Below are 18,889 nucleotides of genomic sequence, written 5' to 3' on the forward strand. Positions count from 1 at the left end.
GAGCGGATGATGACCCCGGTGTCGCCGTCGCTGCGGTTCGAGAAGGCGCTCTACCGCCAGGGGGTCACCTCGATCGTCGCGGTGGACGAGGTCGGTCGCGGTGCGCTCGCCGGCCCGGTCGCGGTCGGGATGGTCGTGATCGACACCGCGGTGAAGCGCATCCCTCCGGGGCTGCGCGACTCGAAGCTGCTGCCGGAGCCGGTCCGTGAATCGCTCGACCCGCTGTGCCGCAAGTGGGCGATGCACCACGCCGTCGGTCTCGCCACCGCCGCAGAGGTCGACTCGCTGGGTATCATGCGCTGCCTGGGGCTCGCGGGTGCCCGTGCGCTCGCGCAGCTCGAGGAGCAGGGCGCGCTCGTCCACGAGAGCACCCTCATCCTGGACGGCAACTACGACTACCTGAATCCGGCGCTGATGCGGCCGGCGAAAGTCGTGACGCGCATCAAGGCCGACCGCGACTGCGCCTCGGTCGCGGCGGCGTCGGTCATCGCGAAGGTGCACCGCGACCGGATGATGATCGCGCACGACCTCGAGTACCCCGGCTACGGCTGGGCGAGCAATAAGGGCTACTCGTCTCCCGAGCACTTCGCGGCGATCGCGGAGCTCGGCCCGAGCGCCCTGCACCGGCTGACCTGGCTCAAGCAGCCGGCCCTCCTCGACCTCGCCGAGTAGGCCGACCGGCCGCGCGCATGTCCGGGTTCGGCCGCCCCGGAGCGCTCGCGTCCCATCCGGCATAGACTTGACGGACGATGGATGAAGACGAGTTCGACGACTACGACCGCGAGGTCGAGTTGGCTTTGTATCGCGAGTACCGGGACGTCGTCTCGCAGTTCAAGTACGTGATCGAGACGGAGCGCCGTTTCTACCTCGCGAATGAGGTGGAGTTCGTGCGCCGGGACACCGAGCACGACTTCTACTTCGAGCTGACGATGAACGACGTCTGGGTGTGGGACGTGTACCGCGCCGACCGGTTCGTGAAGTCGGTGCGCGTCCTGACGTTCAAGGACGTCAACATCGAGGAGCTCTCCTCCAAGGAGTTCGAGCTGCCCAAGGAGCTCGCCCTCGACGAGTAGTCGTCGTCGCGGCCGATTCGCTCACAGCGACGGTCCGCCGCCTCTTCTCCACAGATTCGCCGCCCGCCGTCCCTCCGCCGCGCCGCCCCACGAGGCTGGATGCGGAGGTACACATGGCACAGAAAGACGAATTGGGCAGGCGCGGCGAGCAGGTGGCCGCCGACTGGCTGCAGGAGCGCGGCTACATGCTGGTGGACCGCAACTGGCGATGTCCGTCTGGTGAACTCGACCTGATCCTGCGCGACGGATCGACGATGGTCTTCGCCGAGGTGAAGACGCGTTCGTCCCTGGAGTTCGGGCATCCCTTCGAGGCGATCACCGCCCGCAAGGCGGCCCGGCTCCGGCGGCTCGCCGCGGCCTGGTGCCGCGAGCGCGAACCCGGGTCCACCGGTGTGCGGATCGACGCGGTCGCGGTCACCGACGCGTGGAGCGAGCGCCCCGTGGTCGAGCACCTGACCGGGATCGCCTGATGGCTCTCGCACGCACCTTCGCGATCGCACTCGACGGCGTCCGGGGCCACGTCGTCGAGGTGGAGGCCGACATCTCGGCCGGCCTGCCGTCGTTCGTGCTGATCGGGCTGCCGGACACCGCGCTCGGCGAATCGCGCAAACGCGTGGGCGCCGCGGCCGTCAACGCCGGCTGCCCGCTGTCGCAGAAGAAGCTCACCGTGAACCTGTCGCCCGCGGCGCTGCCGAAGCAGGGCTCCGGCTTCGACCTGGCGATCGCCATCGCGGCCCTCGCCGCGGCGGGAGCGGTGCCCCGCCAGGCGGCCGCAAGCGCCGTGCACCTCGGAGAACTCGGGCTCGACGGCCGTGTGCGCCCGGTGCCCGGCATCCTGCCGGCCGTGCTGGCCGCGCGGGACGCCGGCTTCGCGACGGTGCTGGTGCCCGCGGGCAACCTCGATGAGGCGCGCCTGGTCGACGGCCTGGAGGTGGTGGGCGTCACGAGCCTGAGGGCGGCGGCGATCCGGCACGGAGCGGGCCTCGAGCCGGTGGACGAGGAGCCGGTGGCCGCGAAGGCGGCCGCCGTGTCGGAGGCGCCCGAACCCGACATGGCCGAGGTGGCCGGCAACGACGAGGCGGTTGAGGCGCTGGTCGCGGCCGCGGCCGGCGGCCATCACCTGTCGATGGTGGGGCCACCGGGCGCCGGCAAGACCATGCTCGCGCAACGTCTGCCCTCGCTGCTGCCCGACCTCTCGGACGATGCTGCGCTGGAGGCCACCTGCATCCGGTCCCTGGCCGGACCGGGTGCGGCGGGCCGCCTCGTCCGGCGTCCGCCGTTCGAAGCGCCCCACCATACGGCGTCGGCGGTGGCGCTGGTCGGTGGAGGGAGCGGCCGGATCACGCCCGGCGCGATCGTGCGGGCCACCCACGGGGTGCTGTTCCTCGACGAGGCGGCCGAATTCCCGCCCTCGGTGCTCGACGCGCTGCGTCAGCCGCTCGAGAACGGCAGGATCACCATCCACAGGGCGAGCGGAGCGGCGTCCTTCCCGGCGCGGTTCCAGCTGGTCCTCGCCTCGAACCCGTGCCCGTGCGGGCACTACGGATCGTCGGATGCCGAGTGCACGTGTTCGCCGATGGCCCGCCGGCGCTACCTGGCACGGCTCTCCGGTCCGCTGCTCGATCGCGTCGACATCCGGCTCACCGTCCGCACCATGGGGCTGGCAGTCCTCCGGTCGGCGTCCGATGAGGGAGCGACCCGGCGGACGAGTGCGCAGCTGCGACGGCGCGTCGAAGCCGCGCGGGCGCGCGCCGCGGAGCGTCTGCGCGGGACGGAGTGGGCGCGGAACGCCGAGGTGGCAGGCAGCTGGCTGCGTGGGAATCACCGCCTCGGCGCGTCCGCCATCGCGCCGCTCGACCGCGCGCTGGAACGGGGAGCGATCACGATGCGCGGATACGACCGGACCCTGCGGCTGGCGTGGACACTGGCCGACCTGGACGCAGCATCGTCGCCCGACGTCGACCACGTGGGACGGGCGCTCTTCCTGCGGCGGGGGATCGGCGCATGACCGGCGGATGCGAGGAGTGCGCGGTGGCGGAGCACGTGCGGGAGCTCGCGGTGGAGAAGCCGGTGACGCCGCCCGAGACTGACGCGCCGGCGGGGGCGGATGCCTCGACGCGAGAGGTGCGCCGCAGCCCCCGGTCCGGGATCCCCGGGATCGGCACGTCGGAGCTCGCGCGGTTGATGGGGTCCGTGCGAGGCGGACCCGACCACGAGGACGAGGCGCTCGGTTCCGACGCACTCGTCGAACGGTTCGCCCGTGCGGCGCTGAGCACCGCGATCGAGCCGGGCGACCTCGACGCGGGCCGGGCGATCGACGCCGTCGGAGCGCTCGGGCTGCTTCGGGCGATCGTCGACGGGGAGGGTGCGCGGACGCTGCTCGACCGGATGCACGGGTCGGGCGCCTCGGTCGGGCCGCGGGGCGAGCAGCTCCGGGTTGTTCCGTTCACAGACATCGACCGCCGGCTACAGGACCGCAGCCACGCGACCGGTGCGAGCGGGCTCGAGGCACGCGGAGAGAGGCGGATGGCGGAGTCGCTGGAACGGTGGCGTCCGCGGTTGTCGCTCGACGAAGCCCGGCGGGCCCTGGAGCGCGCCCAGAAGATCGGCGCTCGACTCGTGACGCCGGACTCGCCGCTCTGGCCGGACGGCTTCGACGCCCTCGACGACGGACCGCCCGTCGCCGTGTGGGTGAGAGGAGACCCGTGGCGACTGCGGACGCTCGATCGGTCGATCGCACTGGTCGGCGCGCGGGCCTCCACGCAGTACGGCGAGCACGTCGCGATGGAGAGCGCCGCCGGACTCGTCGACCGCGGGTTCGCCGTCGTCTCCGGCGGCGCCTACGGGATCGACGCCGCGGCGCACCGGGCGGCGCTGCTCAGTGGAGGGGTCACGGTCGCCTTCCTCGCCGGGGGAGCCGACCGGCTCTATCCGGCCGGCAACAGCGAGCTGCTGCGCCGGATCGCGGCCGACGGACTGCTGATCGCGGAGCTGCCGCCCGGCTCCGCCCCCACCCGCTGGCGGTTCCTGATGCGCAACCGGCTCATCGCCGCCGCAGCTGGCGCGACCGTGGTCGTCGAGGCGGGACACCGTTCGGGGTCGCTGAACACGGCCGGGCACGCGGCTCAGATGGGACGTCCGCTCGGAGCGGTGCCCGGCAGCATCCTCTCGCCCGCGTCGGCGGGATGCCACCGGCTGATCCGCGAGTACGCGGCGACCTGCGTGACCACGGTGGAGGAGATGGCCGAGCTCGCGGATCCTCTGGGCACGGGACCCCGTGACGACCCGGAGGGTGGGGCGCCAGCGGGAGAGGGCGCGGCTGAGGGGCCGGAGGGGGCGATCGTCGCGCACCTCTCCCGGACGCGCCGCGCCTCGGCCGACGAGATCGCGGCCCGGGCGGCCCTCCCGTTCACCACGGTCGCCGCTGTCCTCGGGCGGCTGGACCTCGCAGGGAGGGCGCGGGAGAGCGGAGGCGGCTGGGTCCTGGTGGGGGAGAGGAGCGGGTGAGGTGGCCCCGCGCGTCGTTACGCAGGGCGTCGCTGCCCAGCGCGTCGCTACCTCGTGCGGCGCGCGGGAGGGCGAAGCTTGAACGGTGCACCTCTCCGACGCGATCGCCGCCTACGAGCGCCACCTGCGGGTGGAGCGCGGCTACTCGCCGCAGACGGTCCGCGCCTACCGCGCCGACCTGACGGCGCTCGCCGCGTTCGCGGAGACGCGTGAGGTCTCGTCGCCCGACGGTCTCACGCTCGACCTCTATCGCGACTGGCTCTGGGAGGGGTCGCAGCGCGGGCTCGCCAAGGCGACGCTCGCCCGGCGGTCGGCCTCGGCGCGGGGCTTCAGCGCCTGGTGGGCACGGACCGGCGGCGACACCGGCACGGCCCAGGGCGCAGAAGGAGCGGACGCCGCGGCGCGGTTGCGGGCGCCGAAGGCCGACAAGACGCTTCCCCGGGTGATCACGCGCGAGCAGATGGACGGCATCCTCGAGCAGCTGGCGGCACGCGCGGACGACGGGGAGCCCGGCGCCCTGCGGGACGTCGCGGTGATCGAAGTGCTGTACGCGGCGGGGATCCGCGTTTCCGAGCTCACCGGACTCGACATCGACGACGTCGACCTCGAACGGCTGACGCTCCGTGTGGTCGGGAAGGGTTCCAAGGAGCGGGTGGTCCCGTTCGGGGTGCCGGCCCTGCGGGCCGTGCGGGCGTGGCTCGACGGCGGCCGGCCGCGCTTCGCGGTGCCGGGGTCGGGGCCGGCCCTGTTCCTCGGCAGCCGCGGGTCGCGGCTCGGCAGCCGTGCCGTGTACGAGCTCGTCGCCGGACTGCTGGCGGATGTGCCCGGCCGGGGCCCGTCCGGCCCGCACGCGCTCCGGCACACGGCGGCGACGCACCTGCTGGATGGGGGAGCCGACCTCCGTGCGGTCCAGGAGCTGCTCGGCCATGCCAGCCTCGGCACCACCCAGATCTACACGCACGTCTCCACCGAGCGCCTCAAGGAGGCCTACCGGATCGCGCACCCGCGCGCCTGACCGCCACACGCGGGCTCGATCGCCTACCGGTGAGCCTGATCGCCCACTCGCGCGCCTCATCGCCGACGGTGCGCCTGGACGCCCACCGCTGCGCGATCGCCCGCGGTTCAGGGGCCGCCGAGCGGGAGCAGCACGGCGGGCGGCACCCGGGCGAAGAACAGCAGCGGGGACACGTACTCCCCGTCCACGCGGACGCCGACGTGCAGGCACGCCTCGGCGCAGTGACCACCCGCCGCCACCGTGCCGACGATCGCACCGCGGGCGACCGAGGTGCCCGGAACCAGCTCGGAGGCGACAGGCTCGTAGCTGGACAGCACGCCGCCGTGGTCCAGGGTCAGTACGGGCCGGTCCACCACCACACCGGAGAACCGGACCACCGCGTCGGCGGGAGCCGACACCACGACACCGGAGGACGCCTCCAGGTCGATGCCCCGGTGGCCGGCCGCGTACCGCGTGGCAGGCGCGGCGTACGGGCCGCTCACCGCGTGCGGGTCGACCGGCCACGACCAGGAGCCGGCGGCTCGGACCGCGGAGCGTCCCGCGTGCACGAGGTCGCCCGCGTACGACGCGCTTGCGCCTGGTGCGCCCGCGTCCGACGCGGCCGCCGCCAGACCGAGGCTCCCGAGCAGGAGCGGCACCACCACGAAGACCAGGGCGCCCATCCACCGCCGACCCCTACCCGGCAGGCGACGGAGCCGATCGACCACCGCATCCCTCCGCTGCTCACCCTTCGACATCGTCCCTCCGCACCCGCGACGCACCCGCGACGCATCCGCGCCGGGCACCTCCCGGCTCACCGACTCTCCCGCTCGGCGGGTCGCCCGAGGGACGCGGGAACCGGATCTGTGGAGAACCCGCACATCCGTGCAGGTGTGGGCGCACGCGGGGCCGACGGTTCTGCGGGAGCGATTCGGGGCGTACCGTGAGTTCCGCCCTCGCGCCCTCCTCGGACGGCGCGGACAGCGAGGCGACGACAACCGAAAAGGGATGACATGTCTGAACAACGAAGGAACACAGGCACCACGAGCGACGAGAACGTGCCGCAGCCCACCGCGAAGATGCGGCGCAGGGTCACCGGCCTGGCGATCGCGGCCGCCGTCGGCGGGTTCCTCTTCGGCTTCGACTCCTCGGTGATCAACGGCGCCGTCGACTCGATCCAGCACAACTTCGCGCTCAACGCCTTCATCACCGGCTTCATCGTCGCCATCGCGCTGCTCGGTTGCGCGGTCGGTGCGTTCATCGCCGGCCGGCTCGCCGACCGCTGGGGTCGCCTCAAGGTCATGCTGCTCGGCGCGGTCCTCTTCCTGGTCAGCTCGATCGGGGCCGGCCTCGCCTTCTCCGCCTGGGACCTGGCCCTCTGGCGCGTGGTCGGCGGTCTCGGCATCGGCATCGCGTCCGTCGTGGCCCCGGCCTACATCGCCGAGATCTCGCCGCGACAGTCGCGCGGCCGCCTGGCGTCGCTCCAGCAGCTCGCCATCACCATCGGTATCTTCGTCGCGCTGCTCTCCGACGCGCTGCTCGCGGGAATCGCAGGTTCCGCGTCCAAGGAGCTGTGGCTCGGCCTCGAGGCGTGGCGGTGGATGTTCCTGGTGGGCGTCATCCCGTCGGTGGTCTACGGCATCCTCGCCCTGACGCTCCCCGAGTCGCCGCGCTACCTGCTGGCGAACGGCCGCCGCGACGATGCACGCGCGGTGTTCGCGACCCTCGTGCCGGAGGGCGACCTCGACCGTCAGATCGGCGACATCGAGAACGCGATCAAGGAGGACCGCGAAGGCGCGAAGGCGACGCTCGCGGGGAACCGGTTCGGCCTCAAACCGATCGTCTGGATCGGCATCATCCTGTCGGTGTTCCAGCAGTTCGTCGGCATCAACGTGATCTTCTACTACTCGACCACTCTGTGGCAGGCGGTCGGATTCACCGAGAAGAACTCGCTGCTCATCACGGTCATCACCTCGGTGACGAACGTCGTCGTGACCATCGTCGCGATCCTCCTCGTCGACCGGGTGGGCCGCCGCCCGATCCTGCTCACGGGATCCGTCGGCATGGCGCTGTCGCTCGGCGTGATGGCGCTGGCGTTCACCTTCGCGGTCAAGCACGACGGCGCCGTCAGCCTCCCGAACCCGTGGGGACCGATCGCTCTCATCGCGGCGAACATCTTCGTAGTGTGCTTCGGCGCCTCGTGGGGACCACTCGTCTGGGTGCTCCTCGGCGAGATCTTCCCGAGCCGGATCCGCGGGAAGGCCCTGGGCGTCGCAGCCGCGGCGCAGTGGATCGCGAACTTCCTGGTGACCATCTCGTTCCCGCCGATGGCCGACTTCTCGCTGCCGTTCACGTACGGCATGTACGCCCTCTTCGCCGCGCTCTCGTTCTTCTTCGTGTTCTTCAAGATCCCGGAGACGAACGGCATGGCGCTCGAGCAGGCCGAGACCCTCTTCAAGAACTCCGGAGGCCGTGGACGCGGCGTCCAGGTGCGCTCCAGCGGAGACTCCGCCTAGTCCCGGTTGCTGCTAGACTCTTCGGAGCACTCCGCTCGTCGGGGTGACTACGCGTGCCCGCAATCCTGAGCAGGAACCAACCCTGCACGGGGACGCCCTCGCTGAGGGCGGCACGCGCATCCATTGGTCTCCCATCTCCCTCAACGGCAGCGCCGCGCGAGCGGGACGGGTGCGGATGCGCGCGGGGCACCAGGAGTGGCGGCCGCCCGGCCGTCGCAGACAACCGCAACCAAAAGGAGAACGGCAATGGCCGTCGTCACCATGCGCCAGCTGCTCGACAGCGGCGTCCACTTCGGACACCAGACCCGCCGCTGGAACCCGAAGATGAAGCGCTTCATCCTCACCGAGCGCTCGGGCAGCTACATCATCGACCTGCAGCAGTCCCTCGCGTACATCGACAAGACGTACGACTTCGTGCGCGAGACCGTCGCCCACGGCGGCACCATCCTCTTCGTCGGCACCAAGAAGCAGGCCCAGCAGGCGATCGCCGAGCAGGCGACCCGCGTCGGCCAGCCCTACGTGAACCAGCGCTGGCTGGGTGGTCTGCTGACCAACTTCCAGACCGTGTCCAAGCGCCTCGCGCGCATGAAGGAGCTCGAGGAGCTCGACTTCGAGGGCACCACCAGCGGCTTCACCAAGAAGGAGCTGCTGATCAAGAAGCGCGAGCTGGACAAGCTCCACAAGTCGCTGGGCGGCATCCGCAACCTGTCGAAGACCCCGAGCGCGCTCTGGGTCGTCGACACCAAGAAGGAGCACCTCGCGATCGACGAGGCCAAGAAGCTGGGCATCCCGGTCATCGGCATCCTCGACACGAACTGCGACCCGGACGAGGTCCAGTACCCGATCCCGGGCAACGACGACGCGATCCGCTCCGTCACGCTGCTGACCCGCATCGTGGCCGACGCGGCCGCCGAGGGCCTCATCCAGCGTCACCAGAAGCCCGAGGAGGGCGCCGAGCCGGCCGAGCCGCTCGCCGAGTGGGAGCAGGAGCTGCTGCAGACCTCGTCCGACGAGGTGCAGTCCAGCGCCGAGACCACCAAGGCCGCTGACGCCGACCTGGCCGAGGCCAAGGCCGATTCGGCCGAGGTCGTCGCCGAGGGCGAGGCCGACGCGGAGGCCGCCGAGGCCGCCGCTGCGCCCGAGTCCGAGTAATCCTCCCCACCAGAAGTCTTCGAGAAGAAGAAGGTTCCAGTCAGAACATGGCAAACATCAGCATCGCCGACATCAAGGCTCTCCGTGAGCAGCTCGGCACCGGCATGGTCGACACCAAGAAGGCGCTCGAGGAGGCCGATGGCGACATCGAGAAGGCCACCGAGATCCTGCGCCTGAAGGGCGCGAAGGGCAACGCCAAGCGCGCCGACCGCTCCACCAGCGAGGGCCTCGTCGCCGCCAAGGACAACGGCAACGGCACCGCCACGATGATCGAGCTCGCCTGCGAGACCGACTTCGTCGCGAAGGGCGACAAGTTCATCGCCCTCGCCGACAAGGTGCTCGACGCAGCGGCCGCGGCCGGTGCGACCACCGTCGAGGAGGCCCTCGCGGCCCCCGCCGGCAGCCAGACCGTCGCCGAGCTCATCGGTGACGAGGCCGCCATCCTCGGCGAGAAGGTCGAGCTCCGCCGCATCGCCGTCGTGAACGGCGAGCACTTCGCGATCTACCTGCACAAGACCTCCAAGGACCTGCCCCCGCAGGTCGGTGTCGTGCTCGGCTACGCCGGCGACGACGCGGAGACCGCCCGCAGCATCGCGCAGCACATCTCGTTCGCGAACCCGACCTACCTCTCCCGTGAGGACGTCCCGGCCGACGAGGTCGAGAACGAGCGTCGCATCGTCGAGGAGATCTCGCGCAACGAGGGCAAGCCCGAGGCCGCGCTCCCGAAGATCATCGAGGGTCGCCTCGGCGCCTACTTCAAGCAGGTCGCCCTGCTCGAGCAGGAGTACGCCCGCGACAACAAGCTGACCATCAGCCAGGTGCTGAAGGACTCGGGTCTCACCGTGTCCGGCTTCGCCCGGTTCAAGGTCGGCGCGTAGCAGACCATGAAGGAGTCCGGATCGTGACAACGATCCGGACTCCTTTTCTGTGCGCGGCACCCACTAGCTTTAACCAGAACCACAGACGGAAGGACGTTGATCACGCATGTCGGCAGCCACTCAGAGACATCCTTCACAGCGGCGCAGAGTCCTTCTGAAGCTCTCCGGCGAGGCCTTCGGCGGAGGCCAGCTGGGGGTCAACCCGGACATCGTCAGCAGCATCGCGCGTGAGATCGCGCAGGCCGCGCAGGACGTCGAGATCGCCATCGTCGTCGGCGGCGGCAACTTCTTCCGCGGAGCCGAGCTGTCGCAGCGCGGCATGGACCGCGGCCGCGCGGACTACATGGGGATGCTCGGGACGGTGATGAACTCGCTGGCCCTCCAGGACTTCCTGGAGCAGGCGGGCGCCGAGACGCGCGTCCAGTCGGCGATCTCCATGACCCAGGTGGCCGAGCCGTACATCCCGCGGCGGGCCGAACGGCACCTCGAGAAGGGCCGGGTCGTCATCTTCGGCGCCGGCGCCGGACTGCCGTACTTCTCCACCGACACGGTGGCCGCCCAGCGGGCGCTCGAGATCAGCGCGGACGTCGTGCTGGTCGCCAAGAACGGTGTCGACGGGATGTACGACGACGACCCGCGCACGAACCCGGACGCGAGGAAGATCGACCAGATCAGCCACCAGGAGGCTCTGCAGCAGAACCTCAAGGCGGTCGACTCGACGGCGCTGAGCCTCTGCATGGACAACGGGATGCCGATGCGCATCTTCGGGATCGAGCCCGCCGGCAACGTGACCGCCGCCCTCCTCGGCGCGGAGATCGGGACACTGCTCGGCTGACGCCGGGTGGCCGCGCAATAGACTAGACACCGACCCACCTACGTATAAGGAGACACCGTGATCGCGGATGTGATTTCCGATGCCCGCCAGCGCATGAGCAAGACCGTGGATGCTGCGAGGGACGACTTCGGCACGGTGAGCGCGGGCCGCGCCAACCCGGCTCTGTTCCAGAAGGTGCTGGTCGACTACTACGGGTCGCCGACCCCGCTGGCCCAGCTGGCCGGCCTCCAGAACCCCGAGGCCCGCGTCCTGCTGGTCACGCCGTACGACAAGTCGGCGCTCAAGGACATCGAGAAGGCCATCGTCAACATGCCGAACCTCTCGGCCAACGTGGGCAACGACGGCGAGATCGTGCGCGTCACCCTCCCGGAGCTCACCGAGGACCGCCGCAAGGAGTTCGTGAAGATCGTCCGCAGCAAGGGCGAGGACGCCAAGGTCGCGCTCCGCAACATCCGCCGCAAGGCCAAGGACGACCTCGACGCGCTGAAGGGCGAGGTCGGGGACGACGAGGTGGCGCGCGGCGAGAAGGAGCTCGAGACGCTGACCCGCACCCACGTGGAGGCCGTCGACGAGGCTCTGAAGCGCAAGGAAGCCGAGCTGCTCGAGGTCTAGCCGATGAGCGACGACAGCAGTCCCGGCGCGCCGGACCCGGTACCGCGCGGAAAGGCGCGATCCCGGGAGGAGTTCCGGGCGCAGGTGCAGGCCACCCGCGCCGACTTCGAGCGTCAGGTGCAGGCGCGCAAGGCTCAGCTCGACGCGACCCAGGAGCGGATCGCGGAGCGCACGGGCCGCAACCTGATCCTGGCGATCGTCATCGGCCTGGGGGTCGGCGCGCTCGTCCTGGTCAGCCTGATCTTCATCAAGGAGCTCTTCCTGGTGTTCGGCGTGGCCATGGCCGGCTTCGCCACCTTCGAACTCGTTCAGGCGTTCCGCGTCTCCGGGCGGCGCGTGCCCCGCATCCCGTCGATCCTGGCGGCCGCCGGGATCGTCCCCGTCTCGTTCTTCCTGCACTCGGGCGGCCAGCTGGTCTCGCTGTCCGCGGGGATCGTCCTGGTCGTCGTGTGGCGGCTGATCGAGGAGGCGGTGGTCCCCGCCGCCCGGCGCGGGTCGGCCGCACTGGGGCGCGACCTGCTGTGGTCGGTGTTCGTGCAGCTGTACATCACGCTGCTCGCCAGCTTCGTCATCCTGCTGCTGGCGGAGCCCGGCGGCGAGTGGTGGGTGCTCGCGTTCCTGATCCTGGTCGTGTCGGTCGACACGGGCGCCTACGTGAGCGGACTCTCCTGGGGCAAGCACCCCATGGCGCCCACGATCAGTCCGAAGAAGACCTGGGAGGGCTTCGCCGGCGCGGCTGCGGCTGCGATCATCGCGGGCATCCTGCTCTCGGTGTTCATGCTCGGGGAGCCGTGGTGGTTCGGCGTGGTGTTCGGCGTCGTCCTGCTCCTGACGGCCACCGCCGGAGACCTCGCCGAGTCGCTGATCAAGCGGGACCTCGGCATCAAGGACATGAGCTCGTGGCTGCCGGGGCACGGGGGATTCCTCGACCGGCTGGACTCCATCCTCCCGTCGGCAGCGGCCACCTACGTCCTGTTCCTCATCTTCCGATGACAGAATGGGGGAGTGAGCACCTTCCCCCGCAGCCCCAAGTCGAAGCCGGGCTACGACGTCGAACAGGTGGACGAGTTCCTCGCGACGGCGCGCCGTGCCTACGACGGAGACGCGTCGGCGCCGGACCTGACCGCGGCCGACATCCGGCACACCGCGTTCGCGATGACGAAGGGCGGCTACTCCACGACCCATGTGGATGCGGCGCTCGAGCGGCTCGAGGACGCGTTCTCGGCCCGTGAGCGCGAGGCCGCGCGAGCGCGCCAGGGCGACGCCGCCTGGTTCGAGGAGGCGCGGACGACCGCGCAGGTCATCCTGAACCGGCTCGACCGGCCGCTCGGGCAGCGTTTCGACCGGGTGAGCCTGCTCACGCTCGGCTACAACCGCAACGACGTCGACCGGTTCGCCAACCGCTTGGTGCGCTACTTCCAGGACGGACGGCCGATGAGCGTCGAGGAGGTGCGCACCGTGACGTTCCGCGAGCAGCGGGGCGGATACCGCGAGGTGCAGGTCGATCTGCTGCTCGACAGCGTGACCGACGTGATGCTGGCGGTTCGCTGAGTGCGGGGGCGGAATCTTGGGTTTTCCGACGATCTCCGTTATCGTTCTGTGATCGTGGGTAGACGAGAAGCAGCAGCAGCAGAGATCGTGCCGCTGACTCCGGCCAACCCGGTCGGCGTCGCATTCAAGCGGTCCCGCCGTCCGCACATCCGGTCGCGAGCAGCGGTGTGGGGTTTCGCGTTCACCGCGGCCGTCGGTTTCGCGCTCGTGAACGTGGTGGATCCCTTCTCCGGCGCGACGACGACGCCGGCCTACGCGGAGTCGCTCCAGCAGATCCCCACGACGGAGCGCTACGACGGTGCACCCGCCCAGAACCTGACGGCGCCGGACTCGGCGGCCCTCACCATCACCCGCGACGCGGTGACGGTGAAGGAGAAGCCGAAGCCCACTCCGACGCCGACCCCGACGCCCACGGCGTCCAAGAAGTCGTCCAGCAGCGGCGGAGGCGGCGCGCCGTCGGCGCCCATCCCGTCGCCGGGCACCGCGCAGGCGATCGCCTACCAGATGGTGCACGACCGCGGCTGGGGCGACGATCAGTACGGCTGCCTGGTCCAGCTGTGGAACCACGAGTCCGGTTGGCGCGTCAACGCCTCCAACCCGAGCGGCGCGTACGGCATCCCACAGGCGCTCCCGGGCAGCAAGATGGGCCCCGGCTGGCAGACCGACGCTTCGGTGCAGATCTCGTGGGGCCTCGGCTACGTGTCCGGGCGCTACGGCACGCCGTGCGGCGCCTGGGGCGTCTGGCAGTCCCAGGGCTGGTACTGACCGCTCTCCGGGCGGACCCGCCTAGACTTGACGCATGCCGCGCTCGAACCGTCCCCGTAGCCGCTCCGGCGGCCGGCCGGCGGAGGAGCCGGACAGCCTGGAGCGTCTGCTCTCCGGCTGGCGACGGACCGAGACGCGCCGCGGCGTGACGTGGAACGTGCAGCCGGTGTCGGCCGCGCAGGCGCAGAAGACGTACGTCTGCCCGGGCTGCGGCCGTGACATCCCGCCGGGGACGTCGCATCTGGTCGCCTGGCGCGCAGACGGCGTGCTCGGCGACGCCGCCGACCTGGCCGCACGGCGGCACTGGCACGAGTCCTGCTGGAGGATCGCATGACGAGCGAGGGTACGACCATCGAGATCCGGGGCGGCGTGGAGCTCCCCGCCCGCCGCGAGGACGTCGAGTTCCGGACGCAGGACGGCCTCACCCTGGTGGGCGAGCTTGCCACTCCGCTCGACCGTGAGCCGGTCGCGACCCTGGTGACGCTGCACCCGCTGCCCACGGCGGGCGGCTTCATGGATTCGCACATCCTGCGCAAGGCGGCTGCCCGCCTTCCTGCCCTCGCCGGGATCGCCGTCCTGCGCTTCAATACGCGGGGCACCGCGTCGCCGCGCGGACGGAGCGAGGGGTCGTTCGGCGACGGCGTGGGGGAGCGCTACGACCTGGAGGCCGCGATGGCCTTCGTCGGCGACCGCGGCCTGCCGCATCCCTGGCTCGTCGGCTGGTCGTTCGGCACGGAGCTGGCCCTGATGTACGGCCGCGCCTGCCCGGTCGACGGCGTCATCCTGCTCTCCCCGCCGCTCCACCGCGCCAAGCCGGAGCACCTGGAGGCGTGGGCGGGAGACGAGCGACCGCTGGTGGCGCTCATCCCGGAGCATGACGACTTCCTCCGTCCGGCCGCCGCCGCGGAGAAGTTCGCCCCGCTGCCGCAGATCGAACTGGTGACCGTCGAGGGCGGCAAGCACCTCTGGGTGGGGGAGAACCAGACCCGTCGCGTGCTCACGGAGATCGTGGAGCGCGTGAACCCGTCGGCCCTCCCGCTGCCGACGGAGTGGCCCTCGGGCGCTTAGCGAGCCGCTGAGGGCGTCTCAGAGTTCGTTCTGGCGCGGGATGACGACCTGCTTGACGATGAGCAGGATGGCCGCGGCGAACGGGATGGCGACCAGCGCGCCCAGGATGCCGAGCAGCGTGCCGCCCGCGAGGGCCGCCACGACCACGAGCGCGCCCGGCACGGACACGGCGCGGTTCATGATGCGCGGGCTGAGCACGTACGCCTCCACCTGCATGTAGATCAGGTAGTAGATGGCGGCGGCGATGGCGGTCGGCGGTCCGGAGAGGAAGCAGACCGCGACGATGATCACCGAGCCGGTGATCGTGCCGACGAGCGGGATCAGCGAGAAGAAGAAGGCGATGGATGCGAGCAGGATCGGGAACTTCGCCCCGATCACCGTCAGGAAGATCGCGCTGAGCACGCCGTTCACGAGGGCGAGGGAGACCTGGCCCATGACGTACTTGCCGACGGAGTCGGTGATCTGGTCGCCCAGGTCGGCGAACCGGGCCCGGCGCGAGGCCGGGACGAGCTGGTAGGCGGAGCGCTTGATGCTGGGCAGAGATGCGGTGAAGTAGATCGTCAGGATGACGACGATGATCACGCCGAACGCACCCTGGATGATGCCGACGCCGGTCTGCAGGACCTTGGACGTGATGTCGGGGAGGTTCTTCTGCAGCCACTCGGTGACGGCGTCGATGTTCTGCTGGTTGATGATCGACGGGAACTGGTGCTGCAGACTGAGGAACCACTTCTCGGCGGCGCCGCTGTTGACCCAGGAGATCGTGTTCTGCACGAGCTGGGAGGCCTGGTCGACCGCGATCGGGACGATCGCCCAGATGAGGCCGATGAACGCGCCGATGATGACGACGAGCGCGACCACCAGGGCCAGCCAGCGCGGGAACCGCCGCCGCTCGAGGAACGAGATGAGCGGCTCGATGCCGAGAGCGAGGAAGAGCGCGGCGCCGATGTAGGTGATGATCGTCGCCAGGCTTGTGACGGCGCTGAGGATGAGGATCCCGAGTCCGACGCCCAGGGTGCCGATGAGACCGAGGCGGAACGGATTCTGGATCTTCACGTGTTCCCCCTGGGATCAGTCGCGGTCGGCGGTCACCTTCTCGGCCTGCTGGAGGACGCCTCGGAGGTTCTCGAAGTACCCGGCCACGGCCTCGCGCTCAATCCTAATCTGCGCCAGTCGCTCCTCCGCGTCCGCCACGAGGCGTTCCGTGCGCTCCTCGGTCTCGGCGAGCAGGGCGGCCGCGCGCTCCTCGGCGTCGCGGATGACGGCGGAGGCCGTCTCCTCGGCCTCCTTGCGCGCCTCGGTGACGGTCCGGCGGGCCTCCGTCTCGAAGGCCTCCGCCTCGGAGCGCGCCTGCGCGGTGCGCTTCACGGCGTCGGCGAGCTGGACGTTCGCCTCGTCCAGGTACTTCTGGGTCTGCGCCACCGCCTCCTGGTGCCGGGCGAGGTACTCCTTCTCCGCCTCGTCGCGGCGCGCGCGCAGCTCGACGTCGAGGTCGATGCGCGCCTGCTCCACCTCGCGGGTCCGGTTCTCGACCTCTTCGAGCGTGGCGTTGCGCAGTGCGGTGAGCTCCGCCTCCAGCGCCGCCCGGGAGGACGCCGCCTCCTGCTCGAATGCGGCCAGCTTCTCGGCCAGTTCGGCGTCCAGGGCCGTGCGCGCCTCGGCGACCTCGCGGGCGAGCTCCGCCCGCGCCTCCGCGGTCTCCTTCTCCAGCGCGGCGCGCGTCTGCTGCGCCTCGTCGGCCAGGGCGACGCGCGTCCGCTCGGCCTCCCGCTCCAGCTCGAGGCGCTGCTGCTCGCGCTGGTCGGTGAGCTCGTTGGCGGTCGACTCCCGCTGGTCCGCGAGCTCGGCCGTGGTGCTCCGGACGTCTTCGGCGAGCCGGCTGCGGGTCTGCTCCTTCTCCGCGGTCAGGGCGCTCGTGGTCTGCTCGACCTCCGCGGCGAGGGCCTTCTTGGTCTGCTCCACCTCCGCCGCCAGGGCCGACTTCGTGGTGGTGACCTCGGTCTCGAGGGCCGACTTCGTCTGCTCGACCTCGGCGGCCAGCTCGGTCGTGGTCTGCTCGACCTCGGCGGCGAGCTCGGCGCGCGTCCGCTCGACCTCGTCGGCCAGGGCGGCCTTCGTGGTGGCGACCTCGGTCTCCAGCTCCTTCTTGGTCTGCTCGACCTCGGCGGCGAGGGCGGCCTTCGTCGTGGTGACCTCGGTCTCGAGGGCCGACTTCGTCTGCTCGACCTCGGCGGCCAGCGCGGAGGTCGTCGTCTCGACCTCGGCGGCCAGCCGCGCACGCTCGGACGCGAGCTCGGCCTGCAGGGCGCTGCGCTCGCGGCTGAGCTCGTCGGCGAGCGCGGTCCGCGCGGCGTCGACCTCGGCGGCCAGCTCGGCGCGGAGCTCCGCCGCCTCGGCGTCGAGCTCACGGCGGCGGCGGTCGGCCTCGGCGGCCAGGCGTGCCCGGGTCTGCTCGACCTCGGCCGCGAGCTCGCTGGCGGTCTGCTCGCGGTCCGCCGCGAGGCGGGCGGCCGTCTCGGCGCGGTCGGCCTCGAGCGCGGCGCGGGTCTCGGTCGTCTCCTTCTCGAGGGTCGTCCGCGTCTGCAGCCGGTCGTCCTCCAGCTGCTTCGTCGTGCGCTCCACTTCCTCGGCGAGGGCGGACTTCGTGGTCGTGACCTCGTTCTCGAGCGCTGCGCGGGTCGAGGCGACCTCGTTCTCGAGCGCCGAGCGGGTGGTGGTGACCTGGGTCTCGAGCTCCGAACGGGTGCGCGTCACCTCCTCGTTCAGCGCGGAGCGGGTGCGGGTGACCTCGTCGGCCAGCTCGGCCTTGGTGCGCTCGACCTCGTCGGCGAGCGCGCTGCGGGTGGAGGTGACGTCGGCGTCCAGCGCCGAGCGGGCCTGCTCCACCTCCGCCGCCAGGGCGGCCTTGGTCTGCTCGACCTCCGCGGCGAGGGCCTTCGTCGTCTGCTCGACCTCGGTGGCGAGGGCGAGCCGGCGGGTCTTCTCCTCGTGCTCCAGGTCGGCGCGCGTCTGCGCGACGGATGCGGCCAGCTCGGCGCGCTGCTCCTCGACCTCGCCGGCCAGGTCCGCGCGCGCCTGAGCGGCCTCGGCGGCGAGCGCGTTCCGGGTCTCGGCCTCTTCGACGGCCAGGCGATCGGCCGTCTCGGCGACACGGCGGTCGAGCTCCAGGCGGGTCTGGGCCGCTTCGCGCTCGAAGGCGGCGCGGTCCTCGGCGAGAGCGGTCTCGAGCTCCGAGCGGCGTGCCGCGATGGTGCGGTCGAGTTCGGCGGCCTCGGCGCGGGCGCGCTCCGCCTCGCGGGACGCGACGGCCTTGAGCTCCGCGGCCTCCCGGTCGGCCTCGGCGCGCACGGCGGCGGCCTCGCGCTTGCTGGTGGCGCGCAGCTCGGCGGCCTCGGTCGCCACGGCGCCCCGGATCGCCGCGGCCTCGCGCATGGCGTCGTTGAGCAGCGTCTCCTTGTCGGCGCGGGTCTTGGTGAGAAGCTCGCCCGACTCGATCTGCGCATCCTCGAGCAGCGTGGTCGCACGGGCCTGGGCGTCGGCGAGGATGCGCTCGGCCTGCGCGGCCGCCGCCTTCTTCATCTTGTCGATCTCGGCGGCGACGCCGGCGCGCAGCTTCTCGGCGTCGATGTCGGCCTGGGCGATCAGCCGGGTCGACTGCTCCTCGGCGACCCGCAGCGTGTTCTCGAGCTTGGTGCCGAGTCCGGAGTACGTCGGGCTGCCGACCTCTTCGATCTCGGCGTTGAGGTCGTCGATGCGCGCCTGGAGCCGCTTGATCTCCTTCGCGGAGTCCGCCGCCTGGGTGTTCGACTTGATCAGCTCGCGCCGCAGCTCCTGGAGGGCCTTGTCGACCTCGTCCTTGTCGTAGCCTCGGAAGACCTGGGTGAAGGTGGAATCGTCGGTCGCCACTGTGATTGCTCCTGGGGATTTCGGGTGGACCC

19 protein-coding genes are annotated in these 18,889 nt (G+C 71.2%); 16 read left to right on the top strand and 3 right to left on the bottom strand.

Annotation, left to right across the window (positions count from 1 at the left end; translation table 11 throughout):
- Positions 1-9: 9 nt before the first annotated feature.
- The 6 genes from ACTJI1_RS17890 to ACTJI1_RS17915 all read left to right on the top strand — a co-directional run bounded on the left by ACTJI1_RS17890 (position 10) and on the right by ACTJI1_RS17915 (position 5,595).
- A complete protein-coding gene (locus ACTJI1_RS17890) occupies positions 10-672 on the top strand; it encodes a ribonuclease HII (RefSeq protein ID WP_440743806.1) in 663 nt (220 codons plus the stop codon).
- 77 nt (positions 673-749) lie between these two features.
- Entirely contained in the window at positions 750-1,073 is a 324-nt protein-coding gene (locus ACTJI1_RS17895) for a DUF2469 family protein (protein WP_018190696.1), read from the top strand.
- 113 nt (positions 1,074-1,186) lie between these two features.
- Positions 1,187-1,543 (top strand): YraN family protein, encoded by a 357-nt coding sequence (locus tag ACTJI1_RS17900; protein WP_440743676.1) that lies wholly within the window; start codon positions 1,187-1,189, stop codon positions 1,541-1,543.
- On the top strand, positions 1,543-3,081 hold the full coding sequence (locus ACTJI1_RS17905) for a YifB family Mg chelatase-like AAA ATPase (RefSeq protein ID WP_440743677.1): 1,539 nt from the start codon (positions 1,543-1,545) through the stop codon (positions 3,079-3,081). The genes ACTJI1_RS17900 and ACTJI1_RS17905 overlap by 1 nt, the downstream gene beginning before the upstream one ends.
- Positions 3,082-3,104: 23 nt before the next feature.
- Positions 3,105-4,580, top strand: a complete 1,476-nt coding sequence (dprA, locus tag ACTJI1_RS17910) for a DNA-processing protein DprA (RefSeq protein WP_440743678.1) — start codon at positions 3,105-3,107, stop codon at positions 4,578-4,580.
- An 85-nt stretch (positions 4,581-4,665) separates the two neighbouring features.
- Positions 4,666-5,595, top strand: a complete 930-nt coding sequence (locus ACTJI1_RS17915) for a tyrosine recombinase XerC (RefSeq protein ID WP_440743679.1) — start codon at positions 4,666-4,668, stop codon at positions 5,593-5,595.
- Positions 5,596-5,702: 107 nt separating this feature from the next.
- Here the strand turns inward: ACTJI1_RS17915 and ACTJI1_RS17920 are convergent, their stop codons facing one another.
- Positions 5,703-6,332: a murein hydrolase activator EnvC family protein gene (locus ACTJI1_RS17920; protein WP_440743680.1), complete on the bottom strand. Its 630-nt coding sequence runs from the start codon at positions 6,330-6,332 to the stop codon at positions 5,703-5,705.
- 255 nt (positions 6,333-6,587) lie between these two features.
- Here ACTJI1_RS17920 and ACTJI1_RS17925 point away from each other — a divergent pair, with 255 nt between their 5' ends.
- From ACTJI1_RS17925 to ACTJI1_RS17970, 10 genes are all read left to right on the top strand, one after another.
- Positions 6,588-8,090 carry a sugar porter family MFS transporter gene (locus ACTJI1_RS17925; RefSeq protein WP_310128860.1) on the top strand — a complete coding sequence of 501 codons (1,503 nt, stop codon included), beginning with the start codon at positions 6,588-6,590 and terminating at the stop codon, positions 8,088-8,090.
- A 246-nt stretch (positions 8,091-8,336) separates the two neighbouring features.
- Positions 8,337-9,242, top strand: a complete 906-nt coding sequence (gene rpsB, locus ACTJI1_RS17930) for a 30S ribosomal protein S2 (RefSeq protein WP_310128862.1) — start codon at positions 8,337-8,339, stop codon at positions 9,240-9,242.
- A 47-nt stretch (positions 9,243-9,289) separates the two neighbouring features.
- Positions 9,290-10,120 carry a translation elongation factor Ts gene (gene tsf, locus ACTJI1_RS17935; RefSeq protein WP_310128864.1) on the top strand — a complete coding sequence of 277 codons (831 nt, stop codon included), beginning with the start codon at positions 9,290-9,292 and terminating at the stop codon, positions 10,118-10,120.
- A 106-nt stretch (positions 10,121-10,226) separates the two neighbouring features.
- Positions 10,227-10,955 (top strand): UMP kinase, encoded by a 729-nt coding sequence (gene pyrH / locus ACTJI1_RS17940; protein WP_018190705.1) that lies wholly within the window; start codon positions 10,227-10,229, stop codon positions 10,953-10,955.
- A 57-nt stretch (positions 10,956-11,012) separates the two neighbouring features.
- Positions 11,013-11,567, top strand: a complete 555-nt coding sequence (gene frr / locus ACTJI1_RS17945; protein WP_310128865.1) for a ribosome recycling factor — start codon at positions 11,013-11,015, stop codon at positions 11,565-11,567.
- 3 nt (positions 11,568-11,570) lie between these two features.
- Positions 11,571-12,560, top strand: a complete 990-nt coding sequence (locus tag ACTJI1_RS17950; protein ID WP_310128867.1) for a phosphatidate cytidylyltransferase — start codon at positions 11,571-11,573, stop codon at positions 12,558-12,560.
- Between the two features lie 12 nt (positions 12,561-12,572).
- On the top strand, positions 12,573-13,118 hold the full coding sequence (locus ACTJI1_RS17955) for a DivIVA domain-containing protein (protein WP_310128869.1): 546 nt from the start codon (positions 12,573-12,575) through the stop codon (positions 13,116-13,118).
- 54 nt (positions 13,119-13,172) lie between these two features.
- Positions 13,173-13,883 (top strand): lytic transglycosylase domain-containing protein, encoded by a 711-nt coding sequence (locus ACTJI1_RS17960; protein ID WP_440743681.1) that lies wholly within the window; start codon positions 13,173-13,175, stop codon positions 13,881-13,883.
- A 34-nt stretch (positions 13,884-13,917) separates the two neighbouring features.
- Positions 13,918-14,217 carry a hypothetical protein gene (locus ACTJI1_RS17965; RefSeq protein ID WP_440743682.1) on the top strand — a complete coding sequence of 100 codons (300 nt, stop codon included), beginning with the start codon at positions 13,918-13,920 and terminating at the stop codon, positions 14,215-14,217.
- A complete protein-coding gene (locus ACTJI1_RS17970) occupies positions 14,214-14,951 on the top strand; it encodes an alpha/beta hydrolase (protein ID WP_440743683.1) in 738 nt (245 codons plus the stop codon). Before ACTJI1_RS17965 ends, ACTJI1_RS17970 begins: the two co-directional genes overlap by 4 nt.
- Positions 14,952-14,969: 18 nt before the next feature.
- Here ACTJI1_RS17970 and ACTJI1_RS17975 read toward each other — a convergent pair whose 3' ends face one another.
- Positions 14,970-16,007, bottom strand: a complete 1,038-nt coding sequence (locus ACTJI1_RS17975; protein ID WP_310128874.1) for an AI-2E family transporter — start codon at positions 16,005-16,007, stop codon at positions 14,970-14,972.
- A 15-nt stretch (positions 16,008-16,022) separates the two neighbouring features.
- Complete coding sequence (locus ACTJI1_RS17980; RefSeq protein ID WP_440743684.1) at positions 16,023-18,857, bottom strand: DivIVA domain-containing protein; 2,835 nt, start codon at positions 18,855-18,857, stop codon at positions 16,023-16,025.
- Positions 18,858-18,889 lie beyond the last annotated feature (32 nt).

The organism is Leifsonia sp. 22587 (genome assembly GCF_052044215.1).
In the GTDB taxonomy this organism is placed as follows: Bacteria; Actinomycetota; Actinomycetes; order Actinomycetales; family Microbacteriaceae; genus Leifsonia; species Leifsonia shinshuensis_C.

What these genes read in the sequence shown, in the direction of transcription:
- ACTJI1_RS17925 (WP_310128860.1), top strand. Translation starts at nt 6,588, where the DNA reads ATGTCTGAACAACGAAGGAACACAGGCACCACGAGCGACGAGAACGTG.
- ACTJI1_RS17905 (WP_440743677.1), top strand. Translation starts at nt 1,543, where the DNA reads ATGGCTCTCGCACGCACCTTCGCGATCGCACTCGACGGCGTCCGGGGC.
- ACTJI1_RS17970 (WP_440743683.1), top strand. Translation starts at nt 14,214, where the DNA reads ATGACGAGCGAGGGTACGACCATCGAGATCCGGGGCGGCGTGGAGCTC.
- tsf (WP_310128864.1), top strand. Translation starts at nt 9,290, where the DNA reads ATGGCAAACATCAGCATCGCCGACATCAAGGCTCTCCGTGAGCAGCTC.
- ACTJI1_RS17965 (WP_440743682.1), top strand. Translation starts at nt 13,918, where the DNA reads ATGCCGCGCTCGAACCGTCCCCGTAGCCGCTCCGGCGGCCGGCCGGCG.
- pyrH (WP_018190705.1), top strand. Translation starts at nt 10,227, where the DNA reads ATGTCGGCAGCCACTCAGAGACATCCTTCACAGCGGCGCAGAGTCCTT.
- ACTJI1_RS17900 (WP_440743676.1), top strand. Translation starts at nt 1,187, where the DNA reads ATGGCACAGAAAGACGAATTGGGCAGGCGCGGCGAGCAGGTGGCCGCC.
- ACTJI1_RS17890 (WP_440743806.1), top strand. Translation starts at nt 10, where the DNA reads ATGACCCCGGTGTCGCCGTCGCTGCGGTTCGAGAAGGCGCTCTACCGC.
- ACTJI1_RS17950 (WP_310128867.1), top strand. Translation starts at nt 11,571, where the DNA reads ATGAGCGACGACAGCAGTCCCGGCGCGCCGGACCCGGTACCGCGCGGA.
- rpsB (WP_310128862.1), top strand. Translation starts at nt 8,337, where the DNA reads ATGGCCGTCGTCACCATGCGCCAGCTGCTCGACAGCGGCGTCCACTTC.
- ACTJI1_RS17895 (WP_018190696.1), top strand. Translation starts at nt 750, where the DNA reads ATGGATGAAGACGAGTTCGACGACTACGACCGCGAGGTCGAGTTGGCT.
- ACTJI1_RS17920 (WP_440743680.1), bottom strand. Translation starts at nt 6,332, where the DNA reads ATGTCGAAGGGTGAGCAGCGGAGGGATGCGGTGGTCGATCGGCTCCGT.